This is a genomic window from Geitlerinema sp. CS-897, from assembly GCF_028368005.1.
GTDB lineage: Bacteria > Cyanobacteriota > Cyanobacteriia > Cyanobacteriales > Geitlerinemataceae > Baaleninema > Baaleninema simplex.
Genome location: NZ_JAQNCQ010000294.1, coordinates 19182 through 36212 on the forward strand (window position 1 = coordinate 19182; position 17031 = coordinate 36212).

General features: G+C 53.4%; 12 protein-coding genes and 1 pseudogene. 4 read left to right on the top strand and 9 right to left on the bottom strand.

The genetic code is table 11. From position 1 onward, the window contains the following. Nucleotides 1-94: 94 nt before the first annotated feature. Entirely contained in the window at nucleotides 95-1168 is a 1074-nt protein-coding gene (locus POG22_RS18495; protein ID WP_063716041.1) for a chemotaxis protein CheW, read from the bottom strand. A gap of 21 nt (nucleotides 1169-1189) precedes the next feature. Beyond that, nucleotides 1190-2761 carry a CheR family methyltransferase gene (locus POG22_RS18500; protein WP_063716040.1) on the bottom strand — a complete coding sequence of 524 codons (1572 nt, stop codon included), beginning with the start codon at nucleotides 2759-2761 and terminating at the stop codon, nucleotides 1190-1192. Nucleotides 2762-2999: 238 nt separating this feature from the next. On the opposite strand from POG22_RS18500, the gene POG22_RS18505 reads away from it, so the two are divergent. Continuing rightward, nucleotides 3000-3635 (top strand): chorismate lyase, encoded by a 636-nt coding sequence (locus POG22_RS18505; protein ID WP_063716039.1) that lies wholly within the window; start codon nucleotides 3000-3002, stop codon nucleotides 3633-3635. Here POG22_RS18505 and POG22_RS18510 read toward each other — a convergent pair. The 6 genes and pseudogenes from POG22_RS18510 to POG22_RS18535 form a co-directional block, all read right to left on the bottom strand. Further along, a complete protein-coding gene (locus POG22_RS18510; RefSeq protein ID WP_063716038.1) occupies nucleotides 3632-4207 on the bottom strand; it encodes a DUF924 family protein in 576 nt (191 codons plus the stop codon). The two genes, POG22_RS18505 and POG22_RS18510, sit on opposite strands and share 4 nt — an antisense overlap. Nucleotides 4208-4528: 321 nt before the next feature. Then, nucleotides 4529-5566, bottom strand: coding sequence for a chemotaxis-specific protein-glutamate methyltransferase CheB (cheB, locus tag POG22_RS18515; protein ID WP_063716037.1), 1038 nt, complete (start codon nucleotides 5564-5566; stop codon nucleotides 4529-4531). Nucleotides 5567-5738: 172 nt separating this feature from the next. Then, the gene (locus POG22_RS18520) at nucleotides 5739-8447 is read right to left on the bottom strand and encodes a hybrid sensor histidine kinase/response regulator (protein ID WP_498906765.1); all 2709 of its coding nucleotides are present in this window, start codon (nucleotides 8445-8447) and stop codon (nucleotides 5739-5741) included. A gap of 171 nt (nucleotides 8448-8618) precedes the next feature. Further along, nucleotides 8619-9389, bottom strand: a pseudogene (locus POG22_RS18525) (Hpt domain-containing protein); the annotation flags it as partial. 303 nt (nucleotides 9390-9692) lie between these two features. Continuing rightward, nucleotides 9693-10760 (bottom strand): coiled-coil domain-containing protein, encoded by a 1068-nt coding sequence (locus tag POG22_RS18530; RefSeq protein ID WP_063716036.1) that lies wholly within the window; start codon nucleotides 10758-10760, stop codon nucleotides 9693-9695. Between the two features lie 240 nt (nucleotides 10761-11000). After that, entirely contained in the window at nucleotides 11001-11975 is a 975-nt protein-coding gene (locus POG22_RS18535; RefSeq protein ID WP_063716035.1) for a coiled-coil domain-containing protein, read from the bottom strand. A 278-nt stretch (nucleotides 11976-12253) separates the two neighbouring features. Between POG22_RS18535 and POG22_RS18540 the strand changes: the two genes are divergently transcribed. The 3 genes from POG22_RS18540 to msrA are packed head-to-tail and all read left to right on the top strand — an operon-like array spanning nucleotide 12254 to nucleotide 13907. Continuing rightward, entirely contained in the window at nucleotides 12254-12601 is a 348-nt protein-coding gene (locus POG22_RS18540) for a helix-turn-helix domain-containing protein (protein ID WP_063716034.1), read from the top strand. Between the two features lie 57 nt (nucleotides 12602-12658). Next, nucleotides 12659-13432 (top strand): sulfite exporter TauE/SafE family protein, encoded by a 774-nt coding sequence (locus POG22_RS18545; RefSeq protein WP_063716033.1) that lies wholly within the window; start codon nucleotides 12659-12661, stop codon nucleotides 13430-13432. A 7-nt stretch (nucleotides 13433-13439) separates the two neighbouring features. Beyond that, nucleotides 13440-13907, top strand: coding sequence for a peptide-methionine (S)-S-oxide reductase MsrA (gene msrA, locus POG22_RS18550; RefSeq protein WP_498906756.1), 468 nt, complete (start codon nucleotides 13440-13442; stop codon nucleotides 13905-13907). Nucleotides 13908-14151: 244 nt separating this feature from the next. Here the strand turns inward: msrA and POG22_RS18555 are convergent, their stop codons facing one another. Further along, nucleotides 14152-16995 (bottom strand): DUF4347 domain-containing protein, encoded by a 2844-nt coding sequence (locus POG22_RS18555; RefSeq protein ID WP_498906757.1) that lies wholly within the window; start codon nucleotides 16993-16995, stop codon nucleotides 14152-14154. Between the last annotated feature and the right edge of the window lie 36 nt (nucleotides 16996-17031).

Genomic DNA, 17031 nt, shown 5'->3' on the forward strand with positions numbered 1-17031 from the left:
GTGAAAACAGGGAACGGGGAACAGGGAACAGTTAATAGTTTCTCCCCCTCTCCCCTTCTCCCCTTCTCCCCCTCTCCCCTTCTCCCCCTCTCGACTAAGGTTCTTCGTTGACGACGAGTTCTCCCTTGGTGAGAATCTTGTGCATATCTAAAACCGTTAGAGCTTTACCCCGATAAGGAGCGGTTCCCCGTAAATATTCATCACCAGTCCGTCGCGCCGCCGTCGGGATCGCCGACATCGTAACGGGATTGACGCGAACGACATCGAACACTTCATCGACAGCGATTCCCGCGACGATATCGTCCACTTGGACGACGACCGCTTTCTTTGCCTGACGCTCGACGTTCGGCAGGTTTAGCAGTTCGTCAACGGCGACGAGGGTTAAAATTTCGCCCCGTAAGTTCATATTCCCCACGATGCGAGGGGGACAGCAGGGAACCGGCGTCACCTTGCCGACGGTGGCAAACTCGCGCACCATCTGTAAATCGATGCCGAAATACTCTTCGTGCAGGCCGACGACTGCCAGAGACACGACGTTCTGTACGTCTGGAGCCTCTGCGACCATCCGCAATTGAGCCGCTCGTTGGCGGAAAATCTCCCGCTCTTCGGGGGTGGCGTTGGGGCAAAATACTGGCAGGTCGGGGGTTTCTGAGGTCGAGATGTCTTCTTCTTCTTCGGCTTCGGGCGTATCTCGCGCGTCCGCAGCGCGATCGCGGGTGTCTCTGACTAAGGCTTCGCAATCGAGGAGTGCGACGAGATCGGTTTCGACTTGGGCGACTCCCTTAATGAAACGCTGTTCGGGAGAGTTTTCTCGACCGTAAGACAAGTCAGAGGTGACGTCTCGGGTCTCGACTGCGACGACTTCACGCACGCGATCGACCACCATTCCCAGACGAAAGCCTTTCCATTCGACGATCGCGACGCTATCGCTGAGTCGGTAGTCCCGTCGGAGAACGCCGTGACGTTGACGGAACCTCCGGCCGAGGCGAAAGTTGAGATCCATCACCGGCACGATCGCGCCCCGCAGGTTGAGAACGCCGACGATATCGGGGGGCGCTTCAGCGATGGGAGTCACTTCGGGTAGAAAAAAGACTTCTCGAACGACGCGAGCGTCGAGTCCGTAGCGAGTCTCGTTGAGATCGAACAGTAGATAGTGATAAGTCTCCATGATGCGATCGGCTGCAAAGGATTACCGGGACTGGCCGCGAACGTGTTGTAACAACTCTCCGGCGGTCAAGTGTCGTTCGGCATCGACCACCGTTTGGGGGGGGAGTGTTTGCAAAATTTCGACAGCCGTACTTTGCATTTTACGAGCGCGATGTCGGTCGCCTTCGGCTCGATACAGTTGTGCCAGTTCTAGATAGGCGATCGCCGCGTGGGGGTCGATATACACGATCTTTTTCAAAAAGCTTTTGGCCCGTTCGGGTTTGCCTTGTAGTTCGCCCAAGTGTGCCAAAAGATAGTACGGTTCGACGGCCAGAGAATCGATTCCGAGGGCTTGCATACAGTAATAAGTGGCTTTTTGGTAATCGCCGAGGTTGGCATAGGCGCGGGCGATGAGGGTGTAGGCGTCGAGATGCTGCGGTTCGTCAGACAGGACGATTTCGGCGCGGGCGATCGCGTCGGCGTAGTCCTGGTGTTGGTAGCAGGCGAGCGCTTGAGTCCAAGCCGGGGAGAGTTCGCGAGGGGAGGGTCGATCGGGGCGATCGCGCCGCAGTTTAACGCTCGGACGGGAGGGGGAGAGTTCCGCTCGAGAGGTAACGGCGGGAACGGTGGGAGAAGAGGGCCGATCGCGGGTTTGAGATGGAACGGACGACCGTTCGAGGATGCTGACGCGATCGCCACGGGCGATACTGTCTCCGGCGAGGCGATCGCACCGCTGGTACACCACAGACTGGGGAAACAGTTGAGTATGAAAGGGCTGGGTCGCTTGTCCTTGCAGTTCGGCGTGCGCGGCGATGAGATATCCTCCAGGGGCGAGGGTACGGTGAAACTTTTGTAGAACGCGGTCGATCGAGGCGCGATCGAAATAAATGAAAACGTTGCGACAGAGAATGAGGTCGATCTCTGCGAGGGCGAGATCGGCATCGGGCAACTCGTGACGAACGAGATTGAGTCGATGGAACTGCACCATCCGACGCACGCGAGGGTCGATCTGATAGCGATCGTGGCGAGTTTGGAAATATTGCTGTTGAATGCGAGGTTCGACTTGGCGGAACGACCAGGCGTTGTATTCGCCCTGTCGAGCGCGTTCTAACACTGACTCGTTAATGTCGGTGCCAAAAATAACGAGGTTCCAGTCGTATAAATCCTGTAGGAGTTCCCGCAGTAAAATTGCTAGCGAATAGGCTTCTTCTCCCGAAGCACAAGCCGCACTCCAAATTTTGAGGGTGGGTTTCGCGCCGTTGGCTTTTTGGGCGGCGAGGTTGCGGTTTTTGACGATAAGTTCTGGTAGGATGCGAGTCCGCAGGAGGTCGAACTGACCGCGATCGCGAAAAAAATAACTTTCCGTCACGACCAAGAGTTTGACGAGTTCTCGCCATTCCCGTTCGCTACGGAGGCGATCGCTCGGTGCGACGACAGCATCCGAACGTCCGGCATCGAGGAGTTGATAGTAAGAGTCTAGGGAAGATATCCCCAGTGCTTTCATACGAGCTTGCAGCTTCGCGAGCAGTCCGTTTTCGTCTTGAGGACGAACGCACAAACCTGTTTGCTGCGAAATGAGTCGGACGAACTTTCGGACGAGATCGGAATCGAACATCAGCTTAAACAGGGCGAACTGAATGCAAACGGACTCCGTCCGGCTTGCGCGAACGAGATCGGCTGCCTTTCTCTGTCGCTCGGCGTTTCCAAGGACTTCTCGAGCCGCAATCGCCCAACCCTACCATCGGGATCGTTTTTGACAGGATGTCTATAGCCTAGCTCAGATCGAAGCCGGAGCTAGGGAGAACGGGGATCGGCGCTATGATAAGAGAGTTGGTTAAGTTCTGTTAAGACCATTGACTGCGACGTTTAGACATCCCGACCGCGTCACTCAATCCCTCGCCTGGCACGCCCTCGATCCCCTGTGGCAAGGCGACGAAACTGCTGTTCGAGACGGTTTGCCCCACGAACAACTCGCACCGGCTTGGCAAATCCTACTGCTCGGAGACGGCTCTCCGACGCGTCACCTGAAGTTGCTGACGGGAGAACCCACCGAAGTCGATGTGACCGATATGTCCGCCATCGGCACCGACACCGACGGAGCGCCGTCTTTAATTCAAGAGATTCCGACGCCGCGACTGCGACGACAGGTTTGGTTGAGAACGGCGTCGGGTCAACGTCTGGCCTATGCAGCGTCGTGGTGGGAAGCCAGCCACATCGACGACTATTTACAAAATCGAGCGCTGCCGATTTGGGAAAATCTCTCGCGCATTCATGCGGAGTTATATCGCGACATTCGCGGTCTTTACTACGGTCGATCGCCTGCGTTGGAAGAGGCGTTTGAGGAAGCCGGGCCGTTTTGGGGTCGTCACTATCTGTTTTGGCATCACGGTAAACCGCTGACGCTCATTTACGAGGTTTTTTCGCCCTATTTACAAAGGTATCTCGGGTCGGTTCGAGGGACAGAAGACGACCGAGATCGCAACGGCTAAAACGACGATCCGGGCTGTTGGAGAAATTCTCGTTCTGCTGGGGTACTTTCGCGACCTAAAATCTCGTTTCGGTGGGGAAAACGCCCGAATTTTTCGATGACGTTCCGGTGCTGGTCTGCGTAATCGAGGGTGCTGGCACTGTCGGGATCGTCTTTTAATGTCTCGAACAGGCGCACGGATTGGTGTTGATGTTCGAGATTTTCTGAATGCTCGAAGGGTAGATAGAAAAACCAACGTTGGACGGGAAGTACTTGTCGGTCGAACTGGCGATCGATGGCTGTTTCGGCGACGTGCAAGGCTTTATTGTCAGTGGCAAAGGCTCGCGGCATATTGCGAAATAGATTCCGAGGAAATTGGTCGAGGGCGATCGCTAATGCCAAACAACTGAGGGGTTCGGCTTGCCAACTGTCGAGATCGCCAGATGCCGCTCGGGAATAAGTATCGAGAAACTGCGATCGCACGCGATCGTCAAACGCACGATCTTTAACAAACCATTGTTTTCGCGGTTTCCCGTATTCGGAACTCTCGAATTTTCCAAACCAAAACTGAATCACATCTTGCCAAGTTTTCATCGCAATTAAAAAAATATAGCAACTCTAAATCAGTTGTGTAACAAAATAGGGAACAGGGAACAGCGGAACAGGGAACAGGGAACTGTAAATCGGATTTTGTCTGGTGTTTTAATTTTCAACGACTCATACGAAATACGTTTCCGATAGGCTGGGTTTTAAGAAGTTTTCACCACAGAGACACAGAGGACACAGAGAGGAGCTTTTTGGGTTAGGTAAAACCAGTATTTGAAATTAAGATTCGTATCGTTTTTATTTGAAACTGTCATTAAAGTTTTACAATTTAAATCATTCAAACCTTGAATTCAAACGATCGAATTATAGTCAGCGAAACACCCGTTGCAACAACAGCGGTGAAATCTCGTTTAACGGCAAAACGTAGTGTGCTGCCTTGAGCGCGATCGCCTCTTTCGGCATCCCAAACACGACGCTACTGGCTTCGTCTTGTGCGATCGTCAATCCGCCGCTGCGTTCGATTTCTAACATTCCTACCGCACCATCTTTCCCCATTCCTGTTAACAAAACGCCCACAGCACGGCGACCGTAACACCGAGCGACAGACTCGAACAAAACCGTTACCGACGGGCGATGTCCCGACAGAGGCGGCAGGTTAGAATACCCAAAACGTCCAGCACGATCGAAGATTAAATGCTTGTCTTCAGGCGGAAAATAGGCCGTTCCCGGTCGGGCGATCGCGCCAGCCGAGGCAATTTCGACGGAAATTGTGGTTTCTGAATTCAACCACGCCACCAATCCCTGTAAAAATCCCCGACTAATATGTTGAACGCAGACGATGGGAACGGGAAAGTTGTGCGGAATCGTCGATAAAATTGACAGTAACGCTTGCGGTCCGCCCGTAGACGCTCCCACCGCCAAGATTTGATAAGCACGCTGGCGTTCTTCGTGAGTTATCGTCGGAACCCTTACCGCAGGCGTCGTCCGTCGTCGGTGGGTAAACACAGCCACCCCAGACAAAATCCGAATTTTCATGAGGAGTTCGTGTTTTAAATCGTCCCAGTTGCCCACGGAACTGTCGATGGGTTTGGGTAAAACGTCCACCGCCCCGGCGTTGAGTACCCGAAATACGTTTTGAGTATCTTCGGCTTGAACCGACGCACTCAAGACGAGAATCGGACGGGGCATCGTTGCCATAATCTCTTCAGTCAGTTCTAACCCGTCCATTTCGGGCATATGGAGATCGGTGCAGACGACATCGGGGCGTACCCGAGGTAAGAGGTCTAACGCCTCTTTTCCCGTGCGTGCCATACCGACGAGTTCGATATCGTCACATCCTGTAAAAATTCGCCTGAGAACGATTTGAACGACGGGGGAATCTTCAGCAACGAGAACGCGAATAGGCATCTTTTGAAAGGAACGGCGAGCAGCACGATCTATTTTTCAAACAACTTTTTAAAACAGTGTTTTATCGTTTGAGAAGTGGTAAGACAAACCTTGCCCACCCTCCCAGTTTACAGTTTTTAACAGATTCTCGAAAGCGAAACGATACGTTTGAAACCCCAGTCCGATCGGAAATCTATACTAAACGTCTCAACGTTTCAACTAATACCTCTCGATCGAAACTGCTTTTTGTGATATAAGCGTTCGCTCCTGCTTCAGCCCCTTTGCGGCGGTCTTCGTCGGTACCCAGGGAGGTGACGAGGACGATGGGAAGTTCGCTGTACTGCTGGTGCGATCGAATCCGTTCGGTCATTTTGAGACCGTCGAGGTTGGGCATTTGAATGTCGGACACCACGGCGTCGAACGGCTGGGCGCGAAGTTTGTTGTATCCGTCTAACCCGTCAACAGCCGTGACGACTTCGTAACCCGCCGCTTCTAAAATCCGTTTTTCTTGGGTGCGAGTGGTGATGGAATCTTCGACTAACAACACGACAGCTCGAGGTCGGTCTTCGGGAGGTTCGACACCGATGTCTTCGGAGGCGACCGATACGGAGGTCGTATCTCGCGTCAGTGCAGACAAGCGGCGGGTGCTATGCAGCGACTGGACTAAATCGACGGGGTTGAGAACGATACAAACTTCTCCGGTTCCCAAAATCGTCGCCCCCGAAACGTTGCGAACGCGAGCGAGTAGTTTGCTTTGGGGCTTGAGGATGGCGTCTTGTTCGTCGATGAGGCGATCGACGATGACTCCGAGCCAATCGTCGCCGACTTTCAAAATAATGCAGGACAGAGCGCTCGATCGCGCCTCGCGCTTTTCCGAAGCCTCTGGGAGTTCTAACAAGTCTGCCAACGTCGCGACGGAAATGGGGCGATCGCCGAAGAGAATCGTTTCTCGACCCTCGATGGCGAAAATATCGCTTGGGTCGATCGTACAAGCGGTCTGCACGAACTCGACTGGCAAAGCGTAAGGTTGTCCGTTGACTTCGACGAGCAGCACGTGGGCGGTGGCTAAAGTCGTCCCCAAGTGCAGTCGGATGGTACAGCCTTTTCCGGGTTCGGATTCGACTTGAATCGAGCCTTTGAGCCGTTCGACATTGGCGTGGACGACGTCTAGCCCCACGCCGCGCCCCGAGACTTCCGTAACGAACGATCGCGTGGAAAATCCGGGCATGAAGATCAGCGATCGAATCTGGTTCGGCGTCATCGTTTCTAAGTCTTCGGGACGACACACGCCGTTTTTGAGGGCGGTTTTCTTAATTTTTTCGAGATCCAATCCCCGGCCGTCGTCGGAGACTTCGATCGCGACGGTACTGGCAGTTTGATATCCTCGCAGCGTCACGGTGGCGCGTTCGGGTTTTCCCAGCCTCACCCGTTCTTCGGGCAGTTCGATGCCGTGATCGATGGCGTTGCGAATAATATGGGTGAGGGGATCTTTCATCTCTTCGAGGATGCGCTTGTCGGCGCGGGTGTCTCCTCCCCAAATCGACAGTCGAACGTTTTTGTTTTGCGATCGCGCTAAGTCTCGCACCAAACGCGGGTACAGGTTGAAAATCGTCGACAGTGGCAACAGTCGCAACGTCCGCACGCCGTCTTCAATTTCGTCGGAAATGGTATCGAGTCGCGCGGTATCTTCGGCGATGGCGTTTCGCAGGCGGTTGACCAGGTTTCCCATGCGTTCGAGACGATCGCGGGACAGTTGCTGAAACGACTGCATCTGTTCGAGAACGTTAGCCCGAGTTCCGTTTCCGTTTTCGCGACCGTTGACTCGGAACTCTTCCCACAGAAATCGCGAGGCGTTGGTGTCGCGACTCCACTCTTCCCAGAGGCTGACGATTTCTTCGATTTCGGAGAGTCGGTGAGCGATGCGAATTTTCGTGACGGTGAGTTCTCCGGTTTGGGTCATCAAGGCGTCGAGGTTGTGGGTGGCGACGCGGATGGTATCGATGCGATAGTTTCCGTCTAGATCGTTTTGGACGTTGCCGTTGGGGGAACTGTCAGACGACGGGTTGGGGGAGGTCGCAGCGGGTGCAGGAGCGATCGCGGCGGTTTGGGTTGGGGACTGCGGGCCGCTGTCGGGGCGATCGACGGCGGTGTCGGGTTCGACTGGACTCCGACGGCCGGTTACGGCTTCGTTGACGAGTTGGCGAATTCTGTCTAATTCTCGGTAGAGGCGATCGCACAGTTGGGGGGTTAGCGGGACGTTGTCCTGTTTGATGGGAACGAGGTGTTGTTCCCAGTCGTGGGCTAGTCGAGCGATGGTGTCGATCCCCAACATTCCCGCATCGCCTTTGATGCTGTGGATTTCTCGCAAAACCCGATCGAGGCGATCGCCATCGTCGGGATGCTCTTCGAGATGCAGCAATCCGTCCTCGAGTTGTTGTAAGTGGTCGTCGCAGGCGATGCGGAAGGTATGGCGGAGTTCGTCGTCCTCGATATACGGGATTTCGCTGGAAGGGACGCTGCGATCGTCGGCCGCTGAGGCGGTGTCTGAGGAGCCGTTTGAGGTGGAATCCGGTCGCTCTAGAGGAGGGGTGACGGCATCGCTAATCTGTTGGCGGATGGTGTCGAGGTCGCGAAACAGGCGATCGCAGAGGTCGTCGGTGAGGTCGGTTTTTCCCTCTTTAACGGGTGTGAGTTGGTGTTCCCAAGCGTGGGAGAGACGTGCGATGTTCTCGACGCCTAACATTCCCGCATCGCCTTTGAGACTGTGGATTTCTCGCAAAATATCGTCGAGGCGATCGCGATCGTCGGGATGCTGTTCGAGGTGCAACAGACCGTCGTACAGTTGTTGTAAGTGGTCTTCGCTGGCCAGTTTGAAGGTTCGACGGAGTTCTTCGTCCTCGATGTAAGGCGTCGCGGGTTCGGTCGAGGAGGGTGGCGGCGTCGCGGGTTCGGTCGGGGATGGGTCGGGCGTCGAAACGGACGGTTCCTCACCCCGCAATACATGGCACGCGGTTTCGAGGGATAGAGACCCGACTTCTCCGCTCACGGCGTTGTTGACGAACTGGCGGATCGCATCTAAGCCCCCGTACAGGCGATCGAACAGTTGTGGGGACAGATCGAGGGTTTTCTCTTTGACCGGTGCGAGTTGCTGCTCCCAGAGGTGAGCCAGTTGCGCTACGGATTCGACGCCCAGCATTCCCGCATCGCCTTTGAGACTGTGGATTTCTCGCAAAATATCGTCGAGGCGATCGCCGTCGTCGGGATGTTGTTCGAGATGTAATAGTCCGTCGTCGAGTTTTTGTAGGTGGTCTTCGCTGGCAATTTGGAAGGTTTGACGGAGTTCCTCGTCGTCGAGGTACGTCTGGCTGGGATCGCTGTGGGAAACCCGAGGACTCGGGGACGCTGGCGGCGGCGGTGGAGATTCTGGCAGCGTTTCGGGGGGGGCGTCAGAGGGAGGCGGCGAGGCGTGTCCTCCCATCAAAGCCGCTAAGACGTAGAAGGTTTGTACGCCTGAAGGTTCGCCGGTAATGGCCTCGTTTACCAGTTTTTCGATCGCTTCGAGACCTTGCTGGAGTCGTGCAAATACATCTTCTGACGGGGAAGTGTCGCTCTGTTTGAGCGTTTCGAGAACGTGTTCCCACTGGTTCGTCAGCATGGCGAGGTCTTTGAGACCCAGCATTCCCGCATTGCCTTTGAGGGAATGAACGTTTCTTAATAGATCTTCGAGAACGTCGCGATCGCTGGGATGCTGCTGCCATACAGACAAGCCATTCTTAATATTTCTTAACTCTTCTTCGCTTGCTTCTTTAAAGATGCCTTGCAGTTCTTCGTCTTCGATCGTCATAGCGATCCGACTCCCAAATTCTAAGCTAATGTCATACGATATTTCGATCCGATCGGCGTTGGAAAGCCTCTTGCGCTTTCCTTATTTTAGCCGATCGCATTTTCAGCATTTTTACCGATCGCATTCCTTCAAAGCGATTTCGCAACGATTAAAACGGATCGATCTCGTGTTTGTTTTCGAGACTCCCACTTGAAATTTCCAATTCAAAACTGCTCGAAAAAAATCTCGGCATCTTCAAGACGCCGAGACTCGGAGCGATCGCGTACTTTAAGTCAGTTCGTTCGATCGAACAGGTGCGATCGCTTACTTCCCACGTTGCTGGTTTTTAGCTTGTTCTAACGCAATATCTTTCACCGCTTGCAAAGATTTCTCGTTTGCCGTACCTTCGATCGCCTTGACTGCCAACTCTTGCGTTTGCTTGAGGGTGGTTTCTAACTGCTGCGTCAAATTGGCAATGCGAATTTCGCGATCGTGAATCGTTTCTTCTAACGCTCGAACTTGCAACTCGTACCGCTGCTTCTCACCCTCAATTTCTTTCTGCCGCAACTCTGCATTCGCCTTCGTTTGAGCGATCGCGATGTTGCGTCCGACTTCTTTTCCACGTTCGATCTGTGCTTCTTTCTCCGCCGGGAACGCTTCGACTTTCGCCATCACTTCTTCAAACTCAGTTTCGCGTTCGGAAATTGCTTTTTCCCGGTCTTCCCAAGCTTTTTCTTGCTGTTGGCGAGTTTCGTCGAGTTGGCGATATAACTCTGCCTGCTGCTGCTGATATGCTTCAGCGTCTGTCTGGCGTTGTAAATCGCGATCGTAACGATACTCTCGCTCGTCTCGCTCGCAGGCTTTACGATACTCTGCATTGCGTTCTGCGATCGCTTCGTGGCGATCTTCTCGTTCTTTCTGCCACGCCGTTTCTTCTTCAAAAAATGCTTGTTCTAGAGTTTCCCGTTCTGTTTCAAACACATCGGAAAACTGTTTTTCACTCTCTTCGTACTCGCGAATCAAGTTGTCGAGCGTCTCGTCTTGGATATCTGAAAGATCGTACAGTTGCGTCAGGCGAGCGATCGCTTCGGAAACTTGACTTTGAACCTCTCCCAACTGCGAGGCTTCGCGGGTAAGCTGTTCGGAAAGCTGGCTCACCGAACTGCCAAATCCCAACTTCAATCCGGTTAACTGTGCGATAGTGTCTTGCATCCGTTCCTGTTCGGTTTTTGCAGAAGCTCGAGTGCGATTGGATTCGACCGTTGACGGGGTTGAATTTTCAGACTGAGATTTCGTGCCTTGTTTGATTTTAGCCTCCAACGATTTTTTTTCTTTTTGAAGTTCTTTGTATGCAGCGAGAATTTCCGATTTGGTGTTGCGAGAATTGACCACAGTTCTAACCTCAAAGAATGAAAAATTTGCAAAAAATCCAGTAATTTTTTTGTAGGTTGGTTTGAGTGAAACGAAACCCAACAGAACGAAACTCTCAAAAAAATCGGCTATTGAATTTCATTCCGTCCGATTCAACTTATACCGAACGAAGGTCTTGAAAAATTCACGCGTTAACCTCATCGATCTTTTTAAAGAGATCTGACGGTTGGATTTCACTTCGTTCGACTCAACCTACAGCCATTAAGAACGATTGCCAAACGCCTGAATCGCTAACTCTCGAGATTGCTGAGCGGCAGCTTGTAACTGTGCCGAAATTTCAGCAATTTGCTCGTTTTGACGCTGGATCGTCGTCTCTAATGCCGAAATTTTAACCTCGTAACCTTGTTGAAGACCTTCCCACTCTTTCTCGACTAAATTCGCCTTCACGGACGCCTCTCGATTGACCTTGCGAATCGTCTCTTCCTTGGCGCGATCGAAAGCTTGTTGCAACTCTGCCTCGAAGGTGGCAACGCGCTGTTTTTTCTCGTCAAATTCTTCTTGGCGATCGCTTAAAAACGCTTCCCGTTCCGTCCAATCTTTCTCTTTTTCGCGGTTTTGTTGCGACAGTTGCGCTTCCAACTCCCGACGCTGGCGTTCGTACTCGTCGGCATCGATTTTCCGTTGGCGTTGTAACTCGTATTGGAAGTCAGCCGCTTCCTGTTGCCGCTGTTTCTGCAACATTGCCTCGGTTTCCGCCACCTGCGTCTCGAACGCTTGTCGTTCTTTTTCCCAGGCTTTGCGGGTTTGAGTGCGTTCTTTTTCCAAGGCTTCCTGCTGACGCGCCAGTTTGTCTTCCAAGGCGCGGCGTTGTTCTTGGTGTTCCCGGCGCAGTAGGTGCAACGCGTCGGCGACGATACCGACTTTTTGCAACTGCTGTAGGGTCTCAGTTTCGATTTCGATGGATTTGCGGAGTTCGTCCAGTTTCTTGGCTTCGGTTTCGAGGCGATCGGCGAGGCTGGTAACGGTGGTGTCGAACTCCAGTTGTAAGTCCGCAAAGCCGCGAACGATGCTGTCTGGGGTGTAGGTGGAGGCAATTTCGAGGAGTTCTCGGTTTTTCTGAGTTTCGGCTTCTTCTTCTTTGGTGGCGACACGGTACTCCTGACGCTTGCGTTCGGCCAAAACCTGTTGGAATTGCTCGAGTAACTGGGATTTGTTGTCGAAAGACGCTTGAGTCACGGTTGGAAACCTCCGGTGGGGAACGGTTGGTGGGATAACGCAGGATGTTTCGGAAAAGTCAGGCCAGGCGCAGTGAGAACGTCTGACCTGACAGTCTGCTGCGTCGTTCTCGCGTGAGTTGACTAAAAAGTCAACTACTTTCAGTGTAGCGGTCGTTGATTTTTTTGTCAAGCATTCGCTAAAATGCGCGTAGGAAGGAGGATCGACCTCAACGCACTCCGTTAGGCGTCACGCGATCGCCTGTCGTTCGACCGAGTTGTACAAAAGAGGAGCCAACCGTGGAAGAAAGCTTTGGAACCGTCATTCGCCGCGCGCGCACCGATTTAGGCTTGTCTCAGCGCGAGTTAGCGAAAATGCTGCGCGTGGATTTCACGTATTTATCGAAGTTAGAGAACGATCGCGCCGACTACGCGGCCAAAGAAGACGTGATCCGCTCGATCGCGCAACATTTAGAGTTAGACGAAGAGTCCCTCGTGTTTCTAGCGGGACGCACACCGCAGCGATACGAGCAGTTTCTGAAAAAGCACCATCGAGAAATGCCAAAGCTATTCCAGCGCATGGCAGAAAACCCCGCCTTCGCCGAACAAGTCTTTCGCGCCGCGTCGGGAGAGGAGAAGTTGAGGTGATGGGATGATGAGATGATGAGAAGGGACAAATCGCTTACATCCACTCTTGTTAATTGAATGTCGATCGAACTGCTTTCGTTGCTGCTGGTGGGAATCTTCACCGGAATCGCCGCAGGTGTTTTGGGAATTGGCGGCGGCTTGCTCATGGTTCCCGCGTTGATGGTGGGTGGCTTGACGATCCTGCAAGCAACGGCGACGAGTTTGGTGGGAGTCGTTCTCAGCGCCACCTCGGGAAGCGTGCGAAATTGGCGCACTGGCGATCTCAACCTTACAGCGTCGTTGGGATTGGCGCTGGGTGGAATTCCCTTGGCACAGGTGGGAGCGTGGCTAGGAAACCAGCTTCCTGCTGCGATTTTGGCCTTTTGCTTTGCTGCGTTGCAACTTGCGGCAATTTACTTAATGGGATTGCGCCGTTACCTGGCGACGCAAGAACTCGAGGATATTTCCACGCAACATCAGTATCGTGTCAAAACAATCGGAATTGGCAGTTTAGCGGGGTTGTTGTCGGGATTGTTTGGGGTTGGCGGCGGTTTGGTGATGGTTCCCTTGCAAATGCTACTGTTACAGTCACCGATCAAATTCGCAATTCGTACCAGTTTGGGAGCGATCGTCTTGATTGCGATTTCGGGATTAGTGCGCCACGGAATGCAGGGGAACGTGTTGTGGTTGCAAGGTGTGTCTCTCGGCGTTGGCGGGATTCTCGGCGCTCAGTTGGGAACGCGCGTTTTACCCAAACTTCCCGAACGTTGGGTGAATTTACTCTTTCGGCTCTTGCTGTTGGCGATGGCAGGGTATACGATCGCCGAAGGACTCGATGCCATACCAGAGTGAGGACAACATGACTGAAATTGCGACCTTTGGAGCGGGCTGTTTTTGGGGTATCGAAGCAGCATTTCGTCGCGTTAACGGCGTTGTTTCGACCTCTGTGGGATATATGGGTGGAGATTTCCCAAATCCGTCTTATTTAGATGTCTGCGCTCGAATCACGGGACACGCGGAAGTGACACAGGTTGAATACGATCCAGACATCGTTTCTTACGAGGACTTGTTAAACGTTTTTTGGGAAATTCACGATCCCACCTCTTTAAACCGTCAAGGTCCCGATCGCGGCGACCAATATCGATCGGTCGTTTTTTATCATACTCCCGAGCAAGAAAAAATCGCCCGACAATCGAAGCTAAAGTTACAACAATCTCAGAAGTTCGATCGAGATATTGTCACGTTTATCGAACCTGCAAAAGACTATTATATCGCCGAAGAAGAACACCAGCAGTATTACGAAAAACATCGTGTAAAAAAGTTTTAAATCATAAAAATAAATCCTCTATAAAATCTCTATAAGATCCCCGGCATTTTAGAAATTCCGGGGATCTAGACAGCAGCACCCACTGTTTATAAAATTGATGGGCTGTAAAAGATCGGCAAATTCAACTCGATCTCGAACTCTCTTGAAAGAGTCTGGTGGGCATTGCCCACCCTACTAAATCCAACTCTGTGTTCTCTGTGTTTCTGTGGTGAGACCGATTGAAGCAATGTTAGGTTTACCGGCTTCAAATAAAATCAATTTCCGACAAAAACGAAGGATTAATTCCTACTAAAATCGCGATCGCCTCTCCCGTCACCCCGTCGCGAACCAGAGTTTCGAGTTGTGAATTAGAACCGACTTGTCGCACGAATTCCAAATCCTCAAACCTCAAACCGTTGGTCAAACTCAGTTTGTCCTGTAAAACCTGGAAATCGTTAATCGTATCCGGTGCGCCGTTGCGTTCGAGAACGAAGATATCGTTTCCGTCGCCGCCGCTGAGGATATCGCTCCCCGAACCGCCAATTAACTCGTCGTCGCCGAGTCCGCCGAACAACCAATCGATATCTGCTCCCCCTCGCAGGCGATCGCTTCCCTCACCGCCAAACAGAACATCGATCCCAGACTCTCCATCGAGGTCGTCGTCGCCGAGTCCACCGTTGAGATAGTCCGTCGCTTCACCGCCGTTGAGATAGTCGTCGTCGTTGCCACCGTAAAGGCGATCGACGTCCCCGTTCCCGAAGGCGGCGTCGTTTCCCCCACGGAGATAGAGATCGTCACGGCCGTTACTCCCGGCGATCGCGTCGTCTCCCTCGCTAAATCCTAAGATGGAAGCCTCATCGATCGCGACATCCTCCCCCGGAAAACTCATGGGATTTGTCACGGTGACAGAAACGTCCTCGAGGAACAGACCATCAAAGACTAAATCTTCGCTGGTGACGGTGTGAGTAATCGCGAAGGTTCCCGCAGCCGTCTCTAACGGTGCGGTGACCGTAACCAATTGCGGGACGTTCCAGTTTGCTGGGGTAAACGTCAGTTGCGAAGCATCGAAGGTCAGAGTATCCGCCGACAAAGTCACGGTCACGTCCTCAGACGGAGACAGCAGAAGTTGGATTTCGTAGGTATCGAAACCGTAACCGCTGCGAAAGCGAGTATTTCCCGCCGATTCGACGAGGGCGATCGCGTCGCCAGTTTGCACTTCCACCGCTCCGATATCCATCGCCGATCCCGCCAGACGCGGAAATCCTCGCTGATCCCTCAAAAGCGGTTGCGAGGTCGTCGGATCGATCGCCAACGCGATGTTTCCACCATCGATAGCGAGGCTGTCGTCGAGGGGAAGGTGAGTCAGCGTCGGCCCGCCGTTGTCTTGAAGCGGACTCAAAAGAGGATCGAGCGGAGCGATCGCAGTTCCCGCGCGATCGCCAGTCGCGTTGAAAACCCCTTCCGGATCGACGCCAACGAGATTGAATCCCAGACTGATTCCGGGCGGAAGCGTCGAAAAACTCGCAATATCGTCCTCGTCGGTCGCATTGCGGTTGTTTGCCACGATCGAGTTGGCGATCGCGAGACTGCCACCATCGAGTCCGATTCCCCCACCAAAGTCCGTGGCTTCGTTCTCGACGATGGTACTGTTGCGAATTGAAAGCGTGCCGATGATGTTAGCAATGCCGCCGCCAAAGGTGGGAGACGACGGCATTTGATTGCCTGAAATCGTGCTGTTGGTGATTTCGACAGTACTGTCAAAAGCATTCAATCCACCGCCACCCGTTTCACCCCCAAAACCTCGGTTGTTCGATACGGTGCTGTTTAGCAGTTGCAGCAATCCCGAATCGATCGCGATACCACCGCCGCCGAATCCCGCTTCGTTGCCGTCGATCGCACTGTTGAAGATGGCGATCGCACTGCCACTCTCGCTCGCAATTCCACCACCGTCCTCGCTGGCTTGGTTGTCTGAAATTTGACTGTTAAACAGACGTAACGTTGCCCCAAAGTCGTAAATCCCGCCGCCAAATTCCGCTTCGTTGTCTTCGATGACACTGTTCGAGACGTTCGCGGTTCCCCGGTTGAAAATCGCGCCGCCATCACTGGCTGCGACGTTGGCAAAAAAGCGACTGTCCTCAACGAACAGCGTCGCACCGGCCACATTTTCGATCGCCCCTCCATCATCGATCGATTCGTTTTCCGTTATCGTCACGTTCGCCAGCGTCACCGTCCCGCGATTGAACAGCGCACCACCACCGTCTATGGTGCTAGAACCGCCCCGCAAGGTTAAATCTGCAAGCGTGAGATTGCCGTCGTTGATGACGTGAAACAGGCGAAAATCTTCAATGCTACTCCGTTCGATGGTGGCGTCGTTCCCCTCGATGGTGAGGGTTCCTCCCACGGCGACGTTGACGATGGACGGAAGGGCGTTATCGCCGTTTCCTCCCGTACCGTTGTTCGAGGTTGTGATGGTATAGGTTCCGCCCTCGAGTACGATCGTATCGTTTTCTGGGGTACTGTTGGCGAGGGCGATCGCGTCGATGAGGGCGGTTTTGTCTCCAGCGGGAACGGGAATCGTGGCGAAGTTGTGGCGGTAGTTCTCTCGGGTGACGCGATCGATCGCCACCGCTGTTTCGAGATCGCCCCAGCGGACTTCCAACGCCCAATCGCCGCCGTATCCGGTTAAATCGTCCGACGCCGCAACATCTGCGTTCGTGAGGGTGGCAAATGTTTCGATAAATTCGCGGCCGCGCGTTCCGGCGGCGACGTTACAGCCGTAAAGGAGAAAATCGCCGTCGGCGTCGAGAGCGTTTCCCCAGTCCGTGAGGATATCGGCGAAGTCGTCGAGGTGATGTCCGTCGAGACTCGCGTTACCGAGTTGGAGGCGTCCGGCGTCTCCGTGTGTAATCAGGTGAACCGCGTCGAGGTCGTTTCGATCGGCGAGAACCTCAGAAATTTGTTGGAGGCCGTCGGTGGTGGTGTCGAGAACGACGGTTTCGATGCGGGGATCGAGACCGGAAAGGAGAGTTTGGCGATCGGCGATCGCCCCGTCGATAATAACGAGCGTGCGATCGCTCGCGTCGGAAAACGCAACAGTTGGGTCGAACATGACAAATTAAACGAGCGTCCTCGCGCCTCGCGTCCT